This is a genomic window from Rheinheimera sp. (genome assembly GCF_036568245.1).
GTDB lineage: Bacteria > Pseudomonadota > Gammaproteobacteria > Enterobacterales > Alteromonadaceae > Alishewanella.
This window is the reverse complement of the sequence record NZ_DATCSY010000213.1, coordinates 1-16,382: the sequence shown is the minus strand read 5'-3', so window position 1 is coordinate 16,382 and position 16,382 is coordinate 1. Positions and strand designations below refer to the sequence as shown.

The following is a 16,382-nucleotide window of genomic DNA, read 5'->3' as shown; positions in this document are numbered from 1 at the left end:
CAGCAGCCCCAGTACGGCGGTAAAAATAAACACACCGACGGCTTCATTAATGCTTAACCCTTGCAGGCTGGTAGCCAGTAAGGCAGCGCCCGGCGTTGACCAGGCGGTGATAACAGGGGCTTTGTAATACCACGACAGGCCGATACATGTCAGCGCCATACCAATACCCAGCGCCAGCAACCAGGACGCCATAATATCCTGGCTGGCGCCAGCCGCCGCTGCGGCCTGCAGCACTATCGCTACCGAGCTGGCAAAGCCCACTAATACTGCCACAAAGCCTGCCACTATGGCTGACAGGCTGATGTCTTTTACTTGCATAACTACACCTGAACATAAAAAGTATACCTAATTTAAAATGTATACATTTTAAGTCAAGCTATAACTGCTGTTTTAGCTGATACAGCAGCTCCAGCGCCTGGCGTGCGCTTAGATCATCCGGGTTTATATCCCGCAATTGTTCGATAATAGGGTGCTCGGTCTCCAGCAAGCTAAGTTGTGGCGGTAATGCGCTTTGGGGCGACACAGTTGCGTTAGCGCTTGATACTTGCGGCTTAGCATGCTGTTCCAATTCCAGCAGTTTATGCTGTGCACGCTGAATAACCGGCTTAGGCACACCCGCCAGTTGAGCAACCTGCAAGCCAAAGCTCTTGCTGGCAGCGCCTTCCTGAATATGGTGCATAAACACAATATCATCGCCGTGTTCTACCGCATCCAGGTGCACATTCGCCAGCCCTGGTAGCTGCTCGGCCAGTTCGGTCAGCTCAAAATAATGGGTTGCGAACAGGGTCTGGGCTTTGATTTTTGTTGCCAGATAATCGGCGCAGGCCCAGGCCAGGCTGAGGCCATCGTAGGTACTGGTGCCGCGGCCAATTTCGTCCATCAGCACCAGACTATGTTCGGTAGCATGATGCAAAATGGTGGCGGTTTCTGTCATTTCCACCATAAAGGTCGAGCGGCCTGAAGCTAAATCATCGGACGCGCCGATACGGGTGAAAATACGGTCTACCGGGCCGATGCTGGCACTTTGTGCCGGGACAAAACAGCCAATATACGCCATTAACACAATAAGCGCGGTCTGGCGCATATAGGTTGATTTACCGCCCATATTAGGGCCGGTGATCATCAGCATGCGCCGTGTGCTATTGAGTGTTAACGGGTTAGCGATAAAAGGTTCGGTCAGTACCTGCTCTACTACCGGGTGCCGCGCTTGTTCCAGCACAATGCCGGTTGTGGTTGTCAGTGTTGGCCGGCAGTAGTTTAAGCTGTCAGCCCGTTCGGCAAAGGTGCAAAGTACATCAAGCTCTGCCAGTGCCTGCGCCAGCTGCTGCAGCTGTGCCAGGTAGGGCGCCGTCAAATCAAACAACTGCTCGTATAGCTGTTTTTCCAGTGCCAGCGCTTTACTCTGGCTGCCCAATACTTTGTCTTCGTATTCTTTTAGTTCGGGAATGATATAGCGTTCATTGTTTTTTAGTGTCTGGCGGCGCACGTATTCAGGCGGCACTTTGGTATCAGCACTGCGACCGGTTTCGATGTAATAGCCATGTATTTTATTAAAACCGACTTTCAGCGAGGCGATGCCGGTACGCTCGCGCTCGCGCTGTTCAAGTTGCTCAAGATAATCGGTGGCGCCTGTTGCCAGCGCGCGCCACTGGTCAAGTTCGGCATGATACCCCGGCGCTATAACACCGCCATCGCGGATCAGCACCGGCGGCGTGTCGACAATAGCCCGTTGCAGCAGCTCATAAAGCTCAGGTAGCGGTTTGGCTGCGTGGCTGATCTGCACCAGCTGAGCTGCATTTAACTGAGCCAATGCCGGCGCAAGTTCCGGCAGTTGTTGCAGCGCCTGGCGCAGGCGGGCGAAATCCCGCGGGCGTGCACTGCGTAGTGCCAGCCTGGCAATAACCCGCTCGATATCGCCAATCTGTTTTAATGCGCTTTGCAGCTCGTCATATTCCTGCCGCAGTTCTGTTACGGCATCAAGGCGGGCGTTGACCGCCTGTTGATCACGCAGCGGGGCGTGGATCCAGCGTTTAAGCTGGCGTGAGCCCATCGCCGTCTGGCTGCGGTCCAGCACAGCCGCCAGCGTGTGTTCGTAATTGCCGGCAAGATTCTGCGTCAGTTCGAGGTTACGTCGGGTGGCTGCATCCAACACGATGTTGTCCTGTGCACGTTCCAGTGCCACGGCGCGGATATGCGGCAAAGCGGCGCGCTGGGTATCTTTAACATACTGCATCACGCAACCGGCCGCCATCAGGGCCACCGGCGCTTCATCCACACCAAAGCTCAGCAAATCTTTGGTACCAAATTGCTGACACAATAAACGCCGGGCCGTACTGAGCTCAAATTCCCACACCGGGCGGCGGCGCGCACCTTTGCGTTTTTCAACCAGATAGTGTTCGGCAAAATCTTCCGGATATAACAGCTCGGCCGGGTTCAGCCGTTGCAATAAGGCGGCTAAATCATCGCTGTTATCAACCTGATTCAGTAAAAACCGGCCGCTGCTGATATCCAGTTGGGCTAAACCAAACTGGCCGCGTAACTGGGTAATGGCGCAAAGCAGATTGTCCTGACGTTCGTTCAGTAGTGCTTCGTCAGTTACTGTACCCGGGGTGACGATGCGCACCACTTTGCGCTCAACCGGGCCTTTGCTGGTTGCCGGATCGCCTATCTGCTCGCAGATCGCGACCGACTCACCCAGCTGCACCAGCCTTGCCAGATAGCCCTCTACGGCATGATAAGGCACTCCCGCCATCGGAATAGGGGTACCGGCACTCTGGCCACGCTTGGTCAGCGAGATGTCCAGCAGGGCGGCAGCACGTTTGGCATCGTCAAAAAACAGCTCGTAAAAATCGCCCATGCGGTAAAACAGCAGGATATCAGGGTGTTCACTTTTAAGTCCCAGATACTGCTGCATCATCGGGGTGTGGGCGCTCAGGTCTTTACTTATGGTCATACAGATAGTCTGATCCGCGGCTATTTGTGCTGATAAAGCAGGGGATTATAACAGAAGTTTTTCGCTACGCACGATGCGGCATTACGGCCGTCGGTTCAATAAAAAATAAGGCCGCATCAGCGGCCGTATTTTATTTGCTTAAGCAACCGGATAAGCAAACTCAGTCAGCCCAAGCTGTGCCAGAGTGTTATCAAGGTGGGCGTAAGCCTCTGCTGTTGGGCCGGGGTAAGCACCGGCAATAGGCACGTTACCCAGGTAGCCAATATCTTTAATACCTTCCGGCGTGCAGAAGTACGCAGCCAGGATCAGGTTACGCAGTCGGGCAAACGCTTTGGCAATGCGCTGAAATTGCGACGGTGTGTTCTCGTTGTCATAGGCAATATCATCAACAATAGCAAGCTGCTCTGTTGCCGTTAACGCCGTAAATAGGCTGTCAAAGCGCAGTTTTGCTTCATCATCAATCCACGCCAGCGCTGACAATATGGTCAGCCGATCCCGCTGTTGGCTGGGATAAGGTGCGCTGACCCACTCATCGACCACTGAAGGTACCTGTACCTGCGACGCTGACGGTGAGTTACCCTCCGCTGGTACTACAATATCTGCCAGCTGCGCCAGCATTGTTAGTTGCGCTGCGGTTAAGGTTAACGGCCATGGTGCTTCTGGTGGCATGATCAGGTTAGGGTCTTTACCATAACCTTTGGCATCGATTGCCGGCAGTTTCAGCTCTGGCCAGTGTTCTGTGCCAGTAGCGTTGCCCATTTTGGTCGCTGTCGGTACCGGTTCACAGCCTGGCAATGCCGGCAGCAGGGTACTGGCGGCCAGCGCTGCCAACAGTTTTAATGAATCACGCCGGCTCAACCGGTTGGTGTAAGCTGGTAACGGATCTTGCTGCAAGTCATCGCCAGCGGTTGTCTGTATCAAGCCAGGTTTTTTCATTATAATTTCCCCGCTTTTAGCTGCTCTGCCAACCAGGCACTGTTGCGCATCGCCAGTGTCATGATGGTCAGAGTGCAGTTCTTATGTGGGTTAGAAGCAAACACGCCACCATCCATAACAAACAGATTCGGACAATCCCAGGTCTGTCCCCATTGGTTGGTTACCGAGTCAGCACTGGAGCTACCCATGCGGGTGGTGCCGACTTCGTGGATAATTTCGCCGCCTTTTTTAATAGCTTCTTCTGCCGTTGGCAGCTCGCCCACTTCAGCGCCCATGGTTTCCAGGATCGCTTTAGCGGTTTTCAGGCCGTGTGCAACTTGCTTCAGCTCGTGATCTGCCCATTGCCAGTGAAAACGTGCCACCGGAATACCCCATTTGTCTTTTACTTCAGGGTCGATATCCATGTAACAGTGCTCGTTTGGCAGCATTTCACCACGCAGCGCAAAACTAACATAAGCACCATAGTTTGCCCGTACCTGCTGTTTCAGTGCTGGCCCATAGCCTTGCAAATTACCGCCGACATAGGCACCCGGTTCACTGAAACGGCCACCGAGCTCAAAGTGATAACCGCGTGGGAAATCCAGCTCTTTATTCGCCTGTGCTTTATGGCCCCACCATGGAATAAACAAATGATTCGCAGTGTGACCATCTTCGTTGTAACGTGGGCGGTTCATCAGCGCAGGCACCAGTGCTGACAGGCCGGCACCGGTAGAGTCCATCAGATTACGGCCGACCTGGCCACTGGAGTTTGCCAGGCCATTCGGGTGGCTGGTAGTTTTAGAGTTCAGCAAAATACGTGCTGACTCGCAGGCACTGGCAGCCAGAATAATCACCCTGGCATTTAGCTGCTGTTCTGTCGCGGTTTTCTTGTCGATGTAACTGATACCCGTCACTTTGCCGCTACTATCGACTGTAACGGTTTTGACCATTGCATCGGTAATAATGCGCAGGTTGCCCGTTGCTTGCGCCATCGGCAGTAACGAGGTGGTGGTTTGAAAGGCTGCACCGATTGAACAACCATGACCGCATGGTGTGGCATAAAAACAGGCCGCTCTGCTATCCAATGGTTTTGTCAGTACTGCGCGGTGCATAGGTACAGCAGTGATACCATGTTTCTTCGCCGCCGCGGCAATTAATAGCTCCGGTACCCTGGGCGTGGGTGGCGGCTGCAATATACCCTCGCCGGAGGGCGGCATATCGTCAAGGCCGGTGTTGGTACCGCATACACCAATCAGCGCTTCTGTTTTGTCGTACCAGGGCGCAATGTCATTGTATTCAAATGGCCAGTCAGCCCCTAGGCCATCCCGGCTTTTGCCTTTAAAGTCATGTTCGCTAAAACGCAGCGAGTAACGCCCCCAGTGGTTGGTACGCCCGCCCAGCATGCGCGCGCGCCACCAGAGAAAGTCGGAACCTTCGGCTTTGGTGTAGGGTTCACCCGGTACCTGCCAGCCACCATCTACGGTGGAATCATAAAAGCCAAAATCTTTGTCCGGCGTCGATGCGCCCATCAGCGGTGCGGCTGAATTGGGTCTGAACATCGGTGTTTCGGTTTTGGGATCGTAGTTGCGGCCGGCTTCGAGCAGCAGTACCTTATGGCCTTGCCGTGTCAGTTCGTACGCGGCCATGGCACCGCCAGCGCCGGAGCCGACAATCAGTACTTCGTAGGAAAAATCGTCCATCATTTCAGCTCTTTAATTTTCAGATTTTTAAACCACACCACATCACCGTGATCCTGCAAGCCGATGTGGCCGCTGCTTTTTGCGGCAAAGCCCGGCCAGTTAGCAAACTTGCTTTCGGCCACCAGTTGCTGCCACTGTGGGCTTTGAATTTTTACTGAGGCGGTTTGCACACCGTTCTGCCAGATGGTCAGCTGCTTGTCTTGTAGCAGCACCCGTACCTGGTTCCATTCACCGGCTTTTTTATGCGAGGCGGCAGGGGAGGCAATCAGGTCATATAAAGAACCGGACAAATGGCTGGCCAGCTTATTATCAGGGTGGCGCTCGTTGTCGAGGATCTGAATTTCCGGTGCGTGGGAGTAAATCTGTTGGCCTGCTTCGTCAGCCAGAACAAAAATACCACTGTTGCCAACCTCTGAGATCTTCCAGTCCAGTTTCAAGTCAAAATTCTGGTATTGTGCTTTGGTCAGAATATCACCGCCGCCTTTGCCGTTTAGCTTCATTGTGCCATCTTCAATGACCCACTGTTCGCTCAAGCCCTGCTGTTTGAAGTTGCGCCACTTGGACATATCTTTGCCATCAAACAGTAGCTGCCAGCCGTTGCGCTGTTCCTCTGCACTTAGCTGATTATCAGCAGCCAGAGCACTGAAACTGCTAAATGCCAGCAGTAACGCGGGTAGATAAAATCTGGTCATAACTGTCGTTCTCCTGTTGTCGTTGTGCTTGTTGTTATGTGTTAGGTCAAATGCACAGCTGGCGTATCACTTACTAACTCAGACGTTTTTACCGGGCCGGTGCTGCCACGTAATACCAGCTCAAATGGCAGGATGACTTTAGGTAACAGTGTCAGCTTTTGCTCCAGTATATCAATCAGCAAATTAACCGCGGTGCGGCCAAACTCTTCTGCCGGTTGGGCGACAGTGGTGAGTGGAGGATCGGTGAACGCAGCAAAAGAGATATCATCAAAACCGGCCACGGATATGTCATCCGGCACTTTTAAACCATGCTGTTTCAGGCATTGAATTGCCCCGATGGCCATTTCATCGTTTTCACAGAAAATGGCCGTTGGTCTTTGGTCGCGAGCTAGAAGCAGCATTGTGGCCTGATGGCCCGACTGCAAAGTAAAGTTACCGGGGCATAACAGGGTTTCGTCAAACGCCACGCCGGCGGCCTGCAGCGCATCCCGATAGCCCGCAACCCTGTCCCGGGTTAACGGGCTGCGCGCCGGGCCTTTAATCATCGCAATGTTACGATGGCCCAGACTGAGTAAATGCTCGGTCATTGCCATGGCTGCTGCCCTGTTATCCAGCGTAACCACCGGGCAAGGCGCTTTGTCCAGGACTTCACAGGCGTTAACCATCGGCAGGCGCTCTGTTGTCATATCCAGGCTGGCAAAAGGGTCAAACGCACGCAACTGGATCAGGCCATCGGCCTGCGACGTTTGCACCAGTCTGGCGTAAGCAATTTCGGCTTTATCATCTGCCATAGTGTTACCCAGCAACAGCGAGTAACGGCGTTGTTGGGCTGCTTCCTGCATGCCACTAATCACCCGGGCAAAAAACACGTTGGCTACTGTTGGTACCAGCACCACCAGGTTGTGGCTTTTCCCCGAACGGAACTTTACCGCCAGCAAGTTTGGTTGATAGCCGGCCTGCTTAACCGCAGCCAGTACTTTATTGCGCGTTTTAACGGACACCAGCTCAGGTTGTTGCAAGGCTCTGGACACGGTGGCAACTGACACTTCGGCCAGCCGGGCCACTTCACGGATGTTAGACATATTTAAAATGTAACCGATATCATTTTATTTGCTGTTATAGGTGAAATAGACTTAAAATGAAAGTGATTTTCGTCAGAAATTTCGACTTTATTCGGGCTTAAAGCTAATTTATGCCGGTTTTTTAGACTGATTTGGTTGGTTTTAACCTGGTGTTGGCTTGACAAGTTCAAATGTAATCCGTTACATCTGTTGTCTGGCGCAGGCAGAGTGATGATGCTGAGGTTTCTGTTCCCGGCAAGTTTTTAGTATTGGCTGATAAGGACTCTTTATGGCTGTTGTTTCTCAACAAAGAATTCGCCTTGGCATGATAGGTGGCGGTGAGGGCGCTTTTATCGGTGCTGTACATCGTCATGCTGCAGCCCTGGATGGCCAGACTGAACTGGTTTGCGGCGCGTTCAGCCGGGATGCTGATAATAACCAGCGCACTGGTGCTTCGCTTGGGCTTGCGCCAGAGCGTGTATATGACAGCTGGCAGCAGTTGCTGGAACAAGAAGCGGCGCTACCCGCGCAGCAGCGCATGCAGTTGCTGGTGATAGTGACGCCAAATCAGTTACATGTGCCAATAAGCATTGCTGCTTTGCAGGCCGGTTTTCACGTATTTAGTGAAAAGCCCGCCGGGGTAACGCTGTCAGAAACCGAACGGCTGCACGAAGTGCTTGCTGCTTCCGGTTTGTTGTACGGACTGGCGCATACTTATCTTGGATATCCTATGGTATGGCAAGCCAGAGAGCTGGTCAGCCGCGGTGAGTTAGGAGTGCTGCGCAAGGTTTATGTTGAATACCCGCAGGGCTGGCTGACAGATAATCTTGAAGCGCAGCAGGCTAAACAAGCGAGCTGGCGCACCGATCCGGCGCAAGCTGGCAGTAGCGGCTGTATGGCTGATATCGGCACCCATGCTTTCGGCCTGGCTGAGTTTATCAGTGGGCAGCGCATCAGCAAATTGTGCGCAGATCTGGCAACGCATATAGAAGGGCGCAGGCTTGATGATGATGGCGCAGCGTTATTTAAAACCGATGGCGGTGCCAGTGGTGTGCTGATTGCCAGTCAGATTTGCGCTGGTGAGGAGAATGCATTGAAAATCCGCCTGTATGGCAGCAAAGGTGGCCTGGAGTGGCAGCAGATGGAGCCTAACACCCTGGTGCTGCGGCCACACGGTGCGCCGGTTCAGTTACTGCGGGCCGGCAAAGGTCAGCCCGGGCTTGCTGATGAAGCACTAAGACGTTGCCGGTTACCGGCAGGACACCCTGAGGGGTACCTTGAAGCCATGGCGAATCTGTACCGTGATTTTGCCAGCGCAATCCGCCGTGTTGAACAGGGCACGCCAACAGGCGTACCTGGTATTTCGGCGGGTTTACGTGGCATGGCCTTTATTGAAACCGTAACGCAAAGCAGCACCAGCAGCGAAAAATGGCTGGACGTGCCGGTTACCGCCTAAGCTGATACAGGAGCAAAATATGAGTATTCAGGGACCCGCCATCTTTCTGGCGCAGTTTGCCGGCAGCACTGCACCTTTTAATTCATTAACCGGTATGGCTAAGTGGGCGGCAGACTTGGGCTATCGTGGTATACAGGTACCCACCAATGACAGCGCGTTATTTGATTTAACCCAGGCTGCTGCCAGTCAGGATTATTGTGATGAGATTTTGGGCCGCTGTCGTGACGCGGGGGTCGAGATCACTGAGCTGTCTACGCATTTACAGGGCCAACTGGTTGCTGTGCATCCGGCTTATGATGAGCTGTTTGATAACTTTGCGCCTAACGCATTAAAAGGCAAACCGGCAGAGCGTACCGCATGGGCCATTGAGCAGCTGAAGCTGGCGGCAAAAGCCAGTCAACGGCTTGGTTTAACCGCCCATGCGACCTTTTCCGGTGCTTTGTTGTGGCATTTGGTTTACCCCTGGCCGCAGAGGCCTGCCGGGCTGGTTGAGCAAGGCTTTGCCGAGCTGGCAAAGCGCTGGCTGCCCATTCTTGATGCCTTCGATGAGGCTGGAGTGGATCTTTGCTATGAGATCCACCCCGGAGAAGATTTACACGACGGCGCCAGTTTCGAGCGCTTCCTTGCCGCTGTCGGCGGCCACCAGCGTGCCAATATTCTGTTTGATCCAAGCCATTTTGTGCTGCAGCAGCTTGATTATCTTGCCTTTATCGATCGTTACCATCAGCGGATAAAAATGTTCCATGTCAAAGATGCTGAGTTCAGGCCAAATGGTCAGAGCGGCGTGTATGGCGGTTATCAGGACTGGGTAAACCGGCCGGGGCGGTTTCGCTCATTGGGTGATGGACAAGTAGATTTTAAAAGTATTTTCAGTAAGTTAACCCAGTATGGTTACGATGGCTGGGCAGTGCTGGAATGGGAATGCTGCTTAAAAGATGCCGGGCAGGGGGCGAAGGAAGGGGCTCCTTTTATTCAGCAACACCTGATTGAAAAAGCCAGTCGAGCCTTTGACGACTTTGCCGGCAGTAATACAGACACCGCACGTAACAGGCGCATTCTCGGGCTGACAGACTGACAGTACAAAACAACGATAAGCTTTTAATAATAAGCCCTGCCGACAGGGCGATCGACGGGGATTGACATGAGCATAATTAAACTACGTTTAAGCCTGATGATGTTTCTACAGTTTTTTATCTGGGGAGGCTGGTTTGTGACCCTGGGTACCTTTCTGGCGCAGAACCTGGCAGCCAATGGAGCGCAAACCGCACAGGCATTTTCTACCCAGTCGTGGGGCGCCATTATCGCCCCGCTGTTTATAGGTCTGGTGGCCGACCGGTTTTTTAATGCTGAACGTTTGCTCGCCATGCTGCACCTTACCGGTGCGGTGTTAATGTATCTGATGTATCACACGGTAGATTTTGCCAGTTTCTATCCGTTAGTGTTGGGGTATATGCTGGCCTATATGCCAACACTGGCACTGGTGAATTCAGTGGCGTTTGCTCAACTGAAACAGCCTGAAGCTGAGTTTGGCCAGATCAGGGTATGGGGTACTGTTGGCTGGATTGTCGCCGGCCTGGTGATCAGTTTTGGTTTTGGCTGGGATAGCCAGATTGGTATAAGTACCGGTGCGCTGAAGTACACATTTCTGATGGGTGCGGTTGCGTCGCTGGTGCTGGGTATATACAGCTTTACATTACCGGCTACCTTGCCCGCCGGGCGGGGCCAGGCGCTGCGTTTAGGTGAACTGCTGGGGCTGGACGCGCTAAAACTGTTAAAAGATAAAAACTTCGCTATTTTCTTTATCAGTTCGGTATTAATTTGTATTCCGCTGGCTTTTTATTATCAGAATACCAATCCGTTTCTGACTGAAATCGGCGTGGCAAATGCCACCGGCAAGATGACACTGGGCCAGATGTCAGAAGTGCTGTTTATGTTAGCCCTACCACTGTTCCTCGGCCGCTTTGGCATCAAACTGACATTACTGCTTGGCATGTTTGCCTGGGTGCTGCGCTATGTACTGTTTGCTTTTGGCGATGCCGGTGAAGGCATGGCGCTGTTGTTAGTCGGTATTGCGCTGCATGGTATTTGCTACGACTTCTTTTTTGTCTCCGGGCAGATTTACACTAACAGCAAAGCCGGCCCGGCGATTAAAAGTGCTGCGCAAGGCCTGATCACGCTGGCCACTTATGGCGTGGGTATGCTGGTTGGGTTTAGTGTGGCAGGTTATATCACCGAGCAATACAGCGCTATGGCCGGGCATAACTGGTTTAACATCTGGCTGTTCCCAGCCGGGTTTGCGGCAATAGTGCTGGTATTGTTTGCTTTGCTATTTCACAACGAGAAGTTATCGGCAACGAAGTAGTACTCGTCGCCAATCTGGCAGGAGCCAACATTGGCAGTTGGCACTTGCTCCGCTTTCGTCTCTGACGGCATAATAGGCGCTGTGTATTTTCTGTTGGATAATATATGACAGCGGCAGCAGACAGCCTGCAGCTGGCAACGGAACTGGGCCAGCTACTGTTACAAAAGAAATGGAGCATTACTACTGCGGAGTCTTGTACCGGCGGTGGCATCGGTTACTGGTTAACAGCGGTGCCGGGTAGCTCCGCCTATGTTGACCGCGGCTTTATTACCTACAGCAACAAAGCAAAACAACAGTTACTTGCGGTGCGTAGTGCGACACTATTGCAGTTTGGCGCTGTCAGCGAAGAAACCGTACGTGAAATGGCGCAAGGTGCAGCCAAGGCGGCCGCAGCGGATGTTGCCATTGCCGTGTCTGGCATTGCCGGGCCTGACGGCGGTTCCGCCTATAAGCCGGTAGGCACTGTCTGTTTTGGTTTTTATCTGGCGGGGCAGGTTGCCAGCAGTCATCTGGTGTTCGCCGGTGACCGGCAGCAAGTACGCCAGCAAGCCATCAATTTTGCACTGAAACAAAGCATCGAGTTGTTGACAGCCCTATCAAACTAGACTACTGTACGAGCATACAGTGTTAATTGTCCGGCAAGCCCGGCTCAACCATGGATATTAAAATGGACGATAACAAGCAAAAAGCGCTCGCAGCCGCCTTAGGTCAGATTGAACGTCAATTCGGTAAAGGCTCTATTATGCGTCTGGGCGACAGCACGGCGCTGGACATTGAAGCGGTATCAACCGGTTCACTGGGTCTGGATATTGCGCTGGGGATTGGCGGTTTACCTTATGGCCGTATTGTCGAAATTTATGGTCCTGAGTCTTCAGGTAAAACCACGTTAACACTACAGGTTATAGCCGAAGCGCAGCGTGCCGGTAAAACCTGTGCCTTTATCGATGCTGAGCATGCATTGGATCCTGTGTATGCGAAAAAGCTGGGTGTCAATGTGGATGCTTTGCTGGTATCGCAGCCAGACACCGGTGAACAGGCGCTTGAAATCTGCGACATGTTAGTGCGTTCAGCTGCAGTAGACGTAGTGATTGTCGACTCGGTAGCAGCATTAACACCTAAAGCCGAAATTGAAGGCGACATGGGCGACAGCCACATGGGTTTACAGGCGCGCTTAATGTCTCAGGCGCTGCGTAAGCTAACCGCTAACATTAAACGCTCAAACACACTGTGTATTTTCATTAACCAAATCCGGATGAAAATCGGTGTTATGTTTGGTAACCCGGAAACTACTACCGGTGGTAATGCGCTGAAGTTTTATGCGTCAGTGCGTTTAGATATTCGCCGCATCGGCTCAGTGAAAGAAGGTGATGAAATTACCGGTAACGAAACCCGGGTTAAAGTAGTCAAAAACAAAGTTGCCCCGCCGTTTAAACAGGCTGAGTTTATTATTCAGTATGGCGCCGGCATTAATAAGCTGGGTGAGCTGATTGATTTAGGTGTGGCGCAGGGTTTGGTGGATAAAGCCGGCGCCTGGTATGCTTATCAGGGCAATAAGATTGGCCAGGGCAAAGCGAATGCGATGAAGTTTTTGCAGGATAACCAGGCAGTTTCAGATGAGATTGAAAAAGAGCTGCGTACTCGCTTACTGCTAAAGCCGGGTGAAAAGCCGATAGAAGAAAGTGTTCCTGAGGCATTTGAAGCCGATTTATAAAAACTGTTCATCTAACGTTAATAAAGCCAGCTTATGCTGGCTTTTTTGTTATAAATTTTCACTTGCTCTGTTGTTAAGCCAGCGCTAAGCTGAGACTTCGCCTTTACGGCAGCTCCCTTAACGCAATATGCAGTAATCGGTAGCCGGTACCTATAATAATGATAATAATAACAAGGCTTTGCCTTATCACTGCAGCAGCTTTGCTGGTTGCCTGTGACGCTGACATCAGCGTCCGCGACGAACCGACCGATCCGGTAGTGCAGGAAATCGCCCTAGCTTTTGTTGAACGCCCGCTGTTATTACCTGATGATACCGCTTACCAAAGCCGCCTGACTGACCCTGCCGCTTTTAATTCCGGTGCGCGTTTAATGCTAAAGCAAAATGCGTTTGCGGAGTCGGCAGAGACTGAGCTTACCGCTGGTTTGTTCGCAGCAGACAGCTTGTATGACGTTAAAGATTTAGTCGCTTCGCCAGATGGTTTAACCTTATTGTTTGCCTTGCGTGCGCCACAGTTGGCTAACGTGGCGGACGAGCTGCAACCAAAGTGGGATCTTTGGCGTTACGATGTGAGCAGTAAAACGGTCAGTCCACTGATAAGTGATGTGCAGCTAGCGCAGCGTGGTCATGATATCAGTCCGGCATTTTTACCTGATGGCCGGATTATCTTCAGTTCAACCCGTCAAACCACTTCCCGCCAGATCCTGTTAGATGAATTTAAACCGCAATACACTGCGCTGGATGAAGATTTAAACTCGCCAGCATTTAACCTGCATGTGATGAACAGCGACGGCAGTGGTATCAGCCAACTTAGTTTCAACTTGAGTCATGATCTTTATCCGGTGGTACTGGACAACGGCTATGTGCTTTACAGTCGCTGGGACAACCAGGGCGACCGTTCAATGTTCAATTGGTACCAGATGCAACCGGACGGCTCAGACAGTCAGCTGGTGTATGGCTGGCATTCACATCAGACTGGTGCTGATGCGTCAAGAGTGGAATTTACCAAAGCGGTAGTACTGGATGATGGTGGCGTGTCGCTGGCGCTCAGTAGCGTTGATGCGCCTTACTATAATAGCTGGCCACAGCGTGTCGCATTGGAATTAGCCAGCGACAATCAGCAGCCTCTGGCCGGAGAAGTGTTGAATATGCCCGCTCAGACGCCGCTGTTTCCGTGGGCGTTTGACAACAGCAGCCAGCCACAGCGGGCCGGTGCGATAAATAGCTATGCCGCACTGAAAGACGGTACCGGCCGCTATCTGGTCAGTTGGTCACCGTGCCGCGTAGTGCAACAGCAGACAGTGCTAAGTTGTGCCCAGTTAGCGCCTGATGCCGAAACCGAATTAGCTGCACCTCTGTATGGGCTCTGGCTGTTTGATACCCAAAAGCAAACTCAGGTACCGGTGCGGCCGGGGCAGGAAGGTTTGCTGGTTACTGAACCTGTTGTGTTGCAGCCTTATACCGAGCCTGCTTTTATCCCGCAAAATCCAGCGCTTAGCGCCGAGCTTGCGGCTGAAAATGCTGCAGTGCTGGATATTCGCAGCGTGTACGATTTTGCTGGCAGCAGTAGCGTAGATTTGGCTGTGTTGGCTGATCCTATGCAAACTACTGCAGCTGACAGACCTGCCCGTTATCTGCGACTGGTACGCGGTGTACCGCAACCGCCGCCGGAGGTTATCGATGTACCGGGCTTTGCTTTTGGTGTCAGCGGCCGACAGCAAATGAGGGAAATTCTGGGTACTGTTGCAATTGAGCCTGATGGCTCGGTGCAGGTAAAAGTACCGGCCAATGTGCCTTTTAATCTGGCACTGCTGAATGCTCAGAGCCAGGCAATATCGCCGTTACATCAGCAGTGGATCACGCTGCGCCCGGGAGAAAAGCGCAGTTGTAATGGTTGCCATAGTGCACAAAGTACGGCACCACATGGCCGGCTGACAGGTGAAGCGCCCAGTATTAACCCCGGCCTTGCCAGCGATGGCAACTTTAGCAACACTAATCCGCAATTGCAGGCTCAGGCCGGTGAAACGATGGCGCAAGCTGCTGCCCGGATCGAGGGTACGTCCGAACTTAGTGAAGCCCTGCATTACCTTGATATCTGGACTGATCCTGCGCTGCGTGCGCCTGATGCTGAGCAGTTCACCAGCTTTAACAGCCTGACAACACCGCTACCGGCTGGCATTGAGTGTTTTAGCCAGTGGCTGGCCAGTTGTCGTATCCGTATTGATTACCCCAGACATATCCAGCCTCTATGGACACTGGAGCGGCGCCAGCTTGACCCGGTTAGTGGCGATGTGGTGGCAGATAATACCTGTGTCAGCTGTCATAGCCGCACCGATGCCGCCGGTAATGCCCGTGTGCCGGTGGCACAGCTTGAACTGGACGCAGAGCCTTCCGATTTGGAGCCGGCACAGTATCGCAGCTATCGTGAATTGCTAAGCACAGACAATGAACAAGAGCTGGTCGGTGGCGTGCTGGTTGACCGGCAGGTGCAGGCAACCGACGCGGATGGCAACCCGGTGTTTGTTACCGACGACAATGGTGACTTAGTTTTGGACGATGACGGCAATCCCATCCCGGTATTAGTCATTGTGGTGGTGCAAAGCAGTATGCGCGCCGACAGTGCGCTTGGCAGCGCCTCGTTTTTCAGCTTGTTCACTGGCGGCGGTTCGCATCAAGACTATTTATCAGCAGCAGAGCTTAAGCTGATTGCCGACTGGCTCGATATTGGCGCCCAGTATTACAACTCACCTTTTGTGGTGCCGGAGCAGTAGATGATGAGAAGCCTGCTACTGTGTTTATGCCTGATAACCTGGCCGCTGTTGGCAGAGCCGGTAGTGGTCAAAGTCAGCGGCGATTTTGTCAATCTGCATTCCGGCGCCGGGCGCGGTTACCCGGTACTGCAGGTTGCCTTAAAAGGCGAGCAGCTAACGCTACTGACAAGGCGCACCGATTGGGTGCAGGTACAATTCAAACAGCAAAAATACTGGCTGGCACGTGCCGACCTGACTCAGCTTGTCACAATGCAACAGCAAACCTTTTCAGTCAGTGATGACCGGCTGGCGGCATTTGAGCAGCGTTCGCTGGAGGCAGGTTTGCTGCTGGGCGATTTTAACGGCAGTAGTTTGTATCAGCTGTCAGTGGCTTATAACTTTACTCCCTACATACAAACCGAACTGGCAATAGGCCAGGCCAATGGCGATCAGGCTGATAATCTGTCGGCAGAGCTTAGCGTTTACCTCAGCCCAATGCCGCACTGGGTGGTATCGCCTTATTTTGGTATCGGTGGCGGATTGCTGCGCACCACGCCACGGACGATCCTGGTTCAAACCCGGGATCGTAACAATAGCCTTGCCAGCATGGAGCTTGGGCTACGCTATTACCTGAGCCGGAATTTTATTGCCAGAGCAGGTTACCGGCGCAGCGTGATTATTACTGATCGAAATGACAATGAAGAGATCGATACATGGAAACTTGGCTTCAGCGTATTTTTTTAGCTCTGAGTTTAGCTTCTGCGGCAGCAACGGCGCAGCAGGTT

The 16,382-nt window shown here is 52.6% G+C and carries 13 protein-coding genes; 7 read left to right on the top strand and 6 right to left on the bottom strand.

The window, feature by feature from the left end:
• From VIN66_RS09915 to VIN66_RS09890, 6 genes are all read right to left on the bottom strand, one after another.
• Positions 1–318: benzoate/H(+) symporter BenE family transporter (locus VIN66_RS09915; protein WP_331923836.1), on the bottom strand; the 318-nt coding region annotated here is incomplete at its 3' end.
• Positions 319–376: 58 nt separating this feature from the next.
• Positions 377–2,953, bottom strand: a complete 2,577-nt coding sequence (gene mutS / locus VIN66_RS09910; RefSeq protein WP_331923835.1) for a DNA mismatch repair protein MutS — start codon at positions 2,951–2,953, stop codon at positions 377–379.
• A 138-nt stretch (positions 2,954–3,091) separates the two neighbouring features.
• On the bottom strand, positions 3,092–3,889 hold the full coding sequence (locus VIN66_RS09905) for a gluconate 2-dehydrogenase subunit 3 family protein (protein ID WP_331923834.1): 798 nt from the start codon (positions 3,887–3,889) through the stop codon (positions 3,092–3,094).
• Entirely contained in the window at positions 3,889–5,571 is a 1,683-nt protein-coding gene (locus VIN66_RS09900) for a GMC family oxidoreductase (RefSeq protein ID WP_331923833.1), read from the bottom strand. Before VIN66_RS09900 ends, VIN66_RS09905 begins: the two co-directional genes overlap by 1 nt.
• Positions 5,568–6,260, bottom strand: coding sequence for a DUF1080 domain-containing protein (locus VIN66_RS09895; RefSeq protein WP_331923832.1), 693 nt, complete (start codon positions 6,258–6,260; stop codon positions 5,568–5,570). Before VIN66_RS09895 ends, VIN66_RS09900 begins: the two co-directional genes overlap by 4 nt.
• Before the next feature lie 41 nt (positions 6,261–6,301).
• Complete coding sequence (locus VIN66_RS09890; protein WP_331923831.1) at positions 6,302–7,342, bottom strand: LacI family DNA-binding transcriptional regulator; 1,041 nt, start codon at positions 7,340–7,342, stop codon at positions 6,302–6,304.
• A gap of 268 nt (positions 7,343–7,610) precedes the next feature.
• On the opposite strand from VIN66_RS09890, the gene VIN66_RS09885 reads away from it, so the two are divergent.
• The 7 genes from VIN66_RS09885 to VIN66_RS09855 all read left to right on the top strand — a co-directional run bounded on the left by VIN66_RS09885 (position 7,611) and on the right by VIN66_RS09855 (position 16,341).
• Entirely contained in the window at positions 7,611–8,777 is a 1,167-nt protein-coding gene (locus tag VIN66_RS09885; protein WP_331923830.1) for a Gfo/Idh/MocA family oxidoreductase, read from the top strand.
• A gap of 19 nt (positions 8,778–8,796) precedes the next feature.
• On the top strand, positions 8,797–9,852 hold the full coding sequence (locus VIN66_RS09880; protein WP_331923829.1) for a sugar phosphate isomerase/epimerase: 1,056 nt from the start codon (positions 8,797–8,799) through the stop codon (positions 9,850–9,852).
• 66 nt (positions 9,853–9,918) lie between these two features.
• On the top strand, positions 9,919–11,139 hold the full coding sequence (locus tag VIN66_RS09875; protein WP_331923828.1) for a nucleoside permease: 1,221 nt from the start codon (positions 9,919–9,921) through the stop codon (positions 11,137–11,139).
• Between the two features lie 104 nt (positions 11,140–11,243).
• Positions 11,244–11,744, top strand: coding sequence for a nicotinamide-nucleotide amidohydrolase family protein (locus VIN66_RS09870; protein ID WP_331923827.1), 501 nt, complete (start codon positions 11,244–11,246; stop codon positions 11,742–11,744).
• Between the two features lie 62 nt (positions 11,745–11,806).
• Positions 11,807–12,850, top strand: coding sequence for a recombinase RecA (gene recA / locus VIN66_RS09865; protein ID WP_331923837.1), 1,044 nt, complete (start codon positions 11,807–11,809; stop codon positions 12,848–12,850).
• 158 nt (positions 12,851–13,008) lie between these two features.
• Positions 13,009–15,618 carry a hypothetical protein gene (locus tag VIN66_RS09860; RefSeq protein WP_331923826.1) on the top strand — a complete coding sequence of 870 codons (2,610 nt, stop codon included), beginning with the start codon at positions 13,009–13,011 and terminating at the stop codon, positions 15,616–15,618.
• On the top strand, positions 15,619–16,341 hold the full coding sequence (locus VIN66_RS09855; RefSeq protein WP_331923825.1) for an SH3 domain-containing protein: 723 nt from the start codon (positions 15,619–15,621) through the stop codon (positions 16,339–16,341).
• The last annotated feature ends 41 nt before the right edge of the window (positions 16,342–16,382 follow it).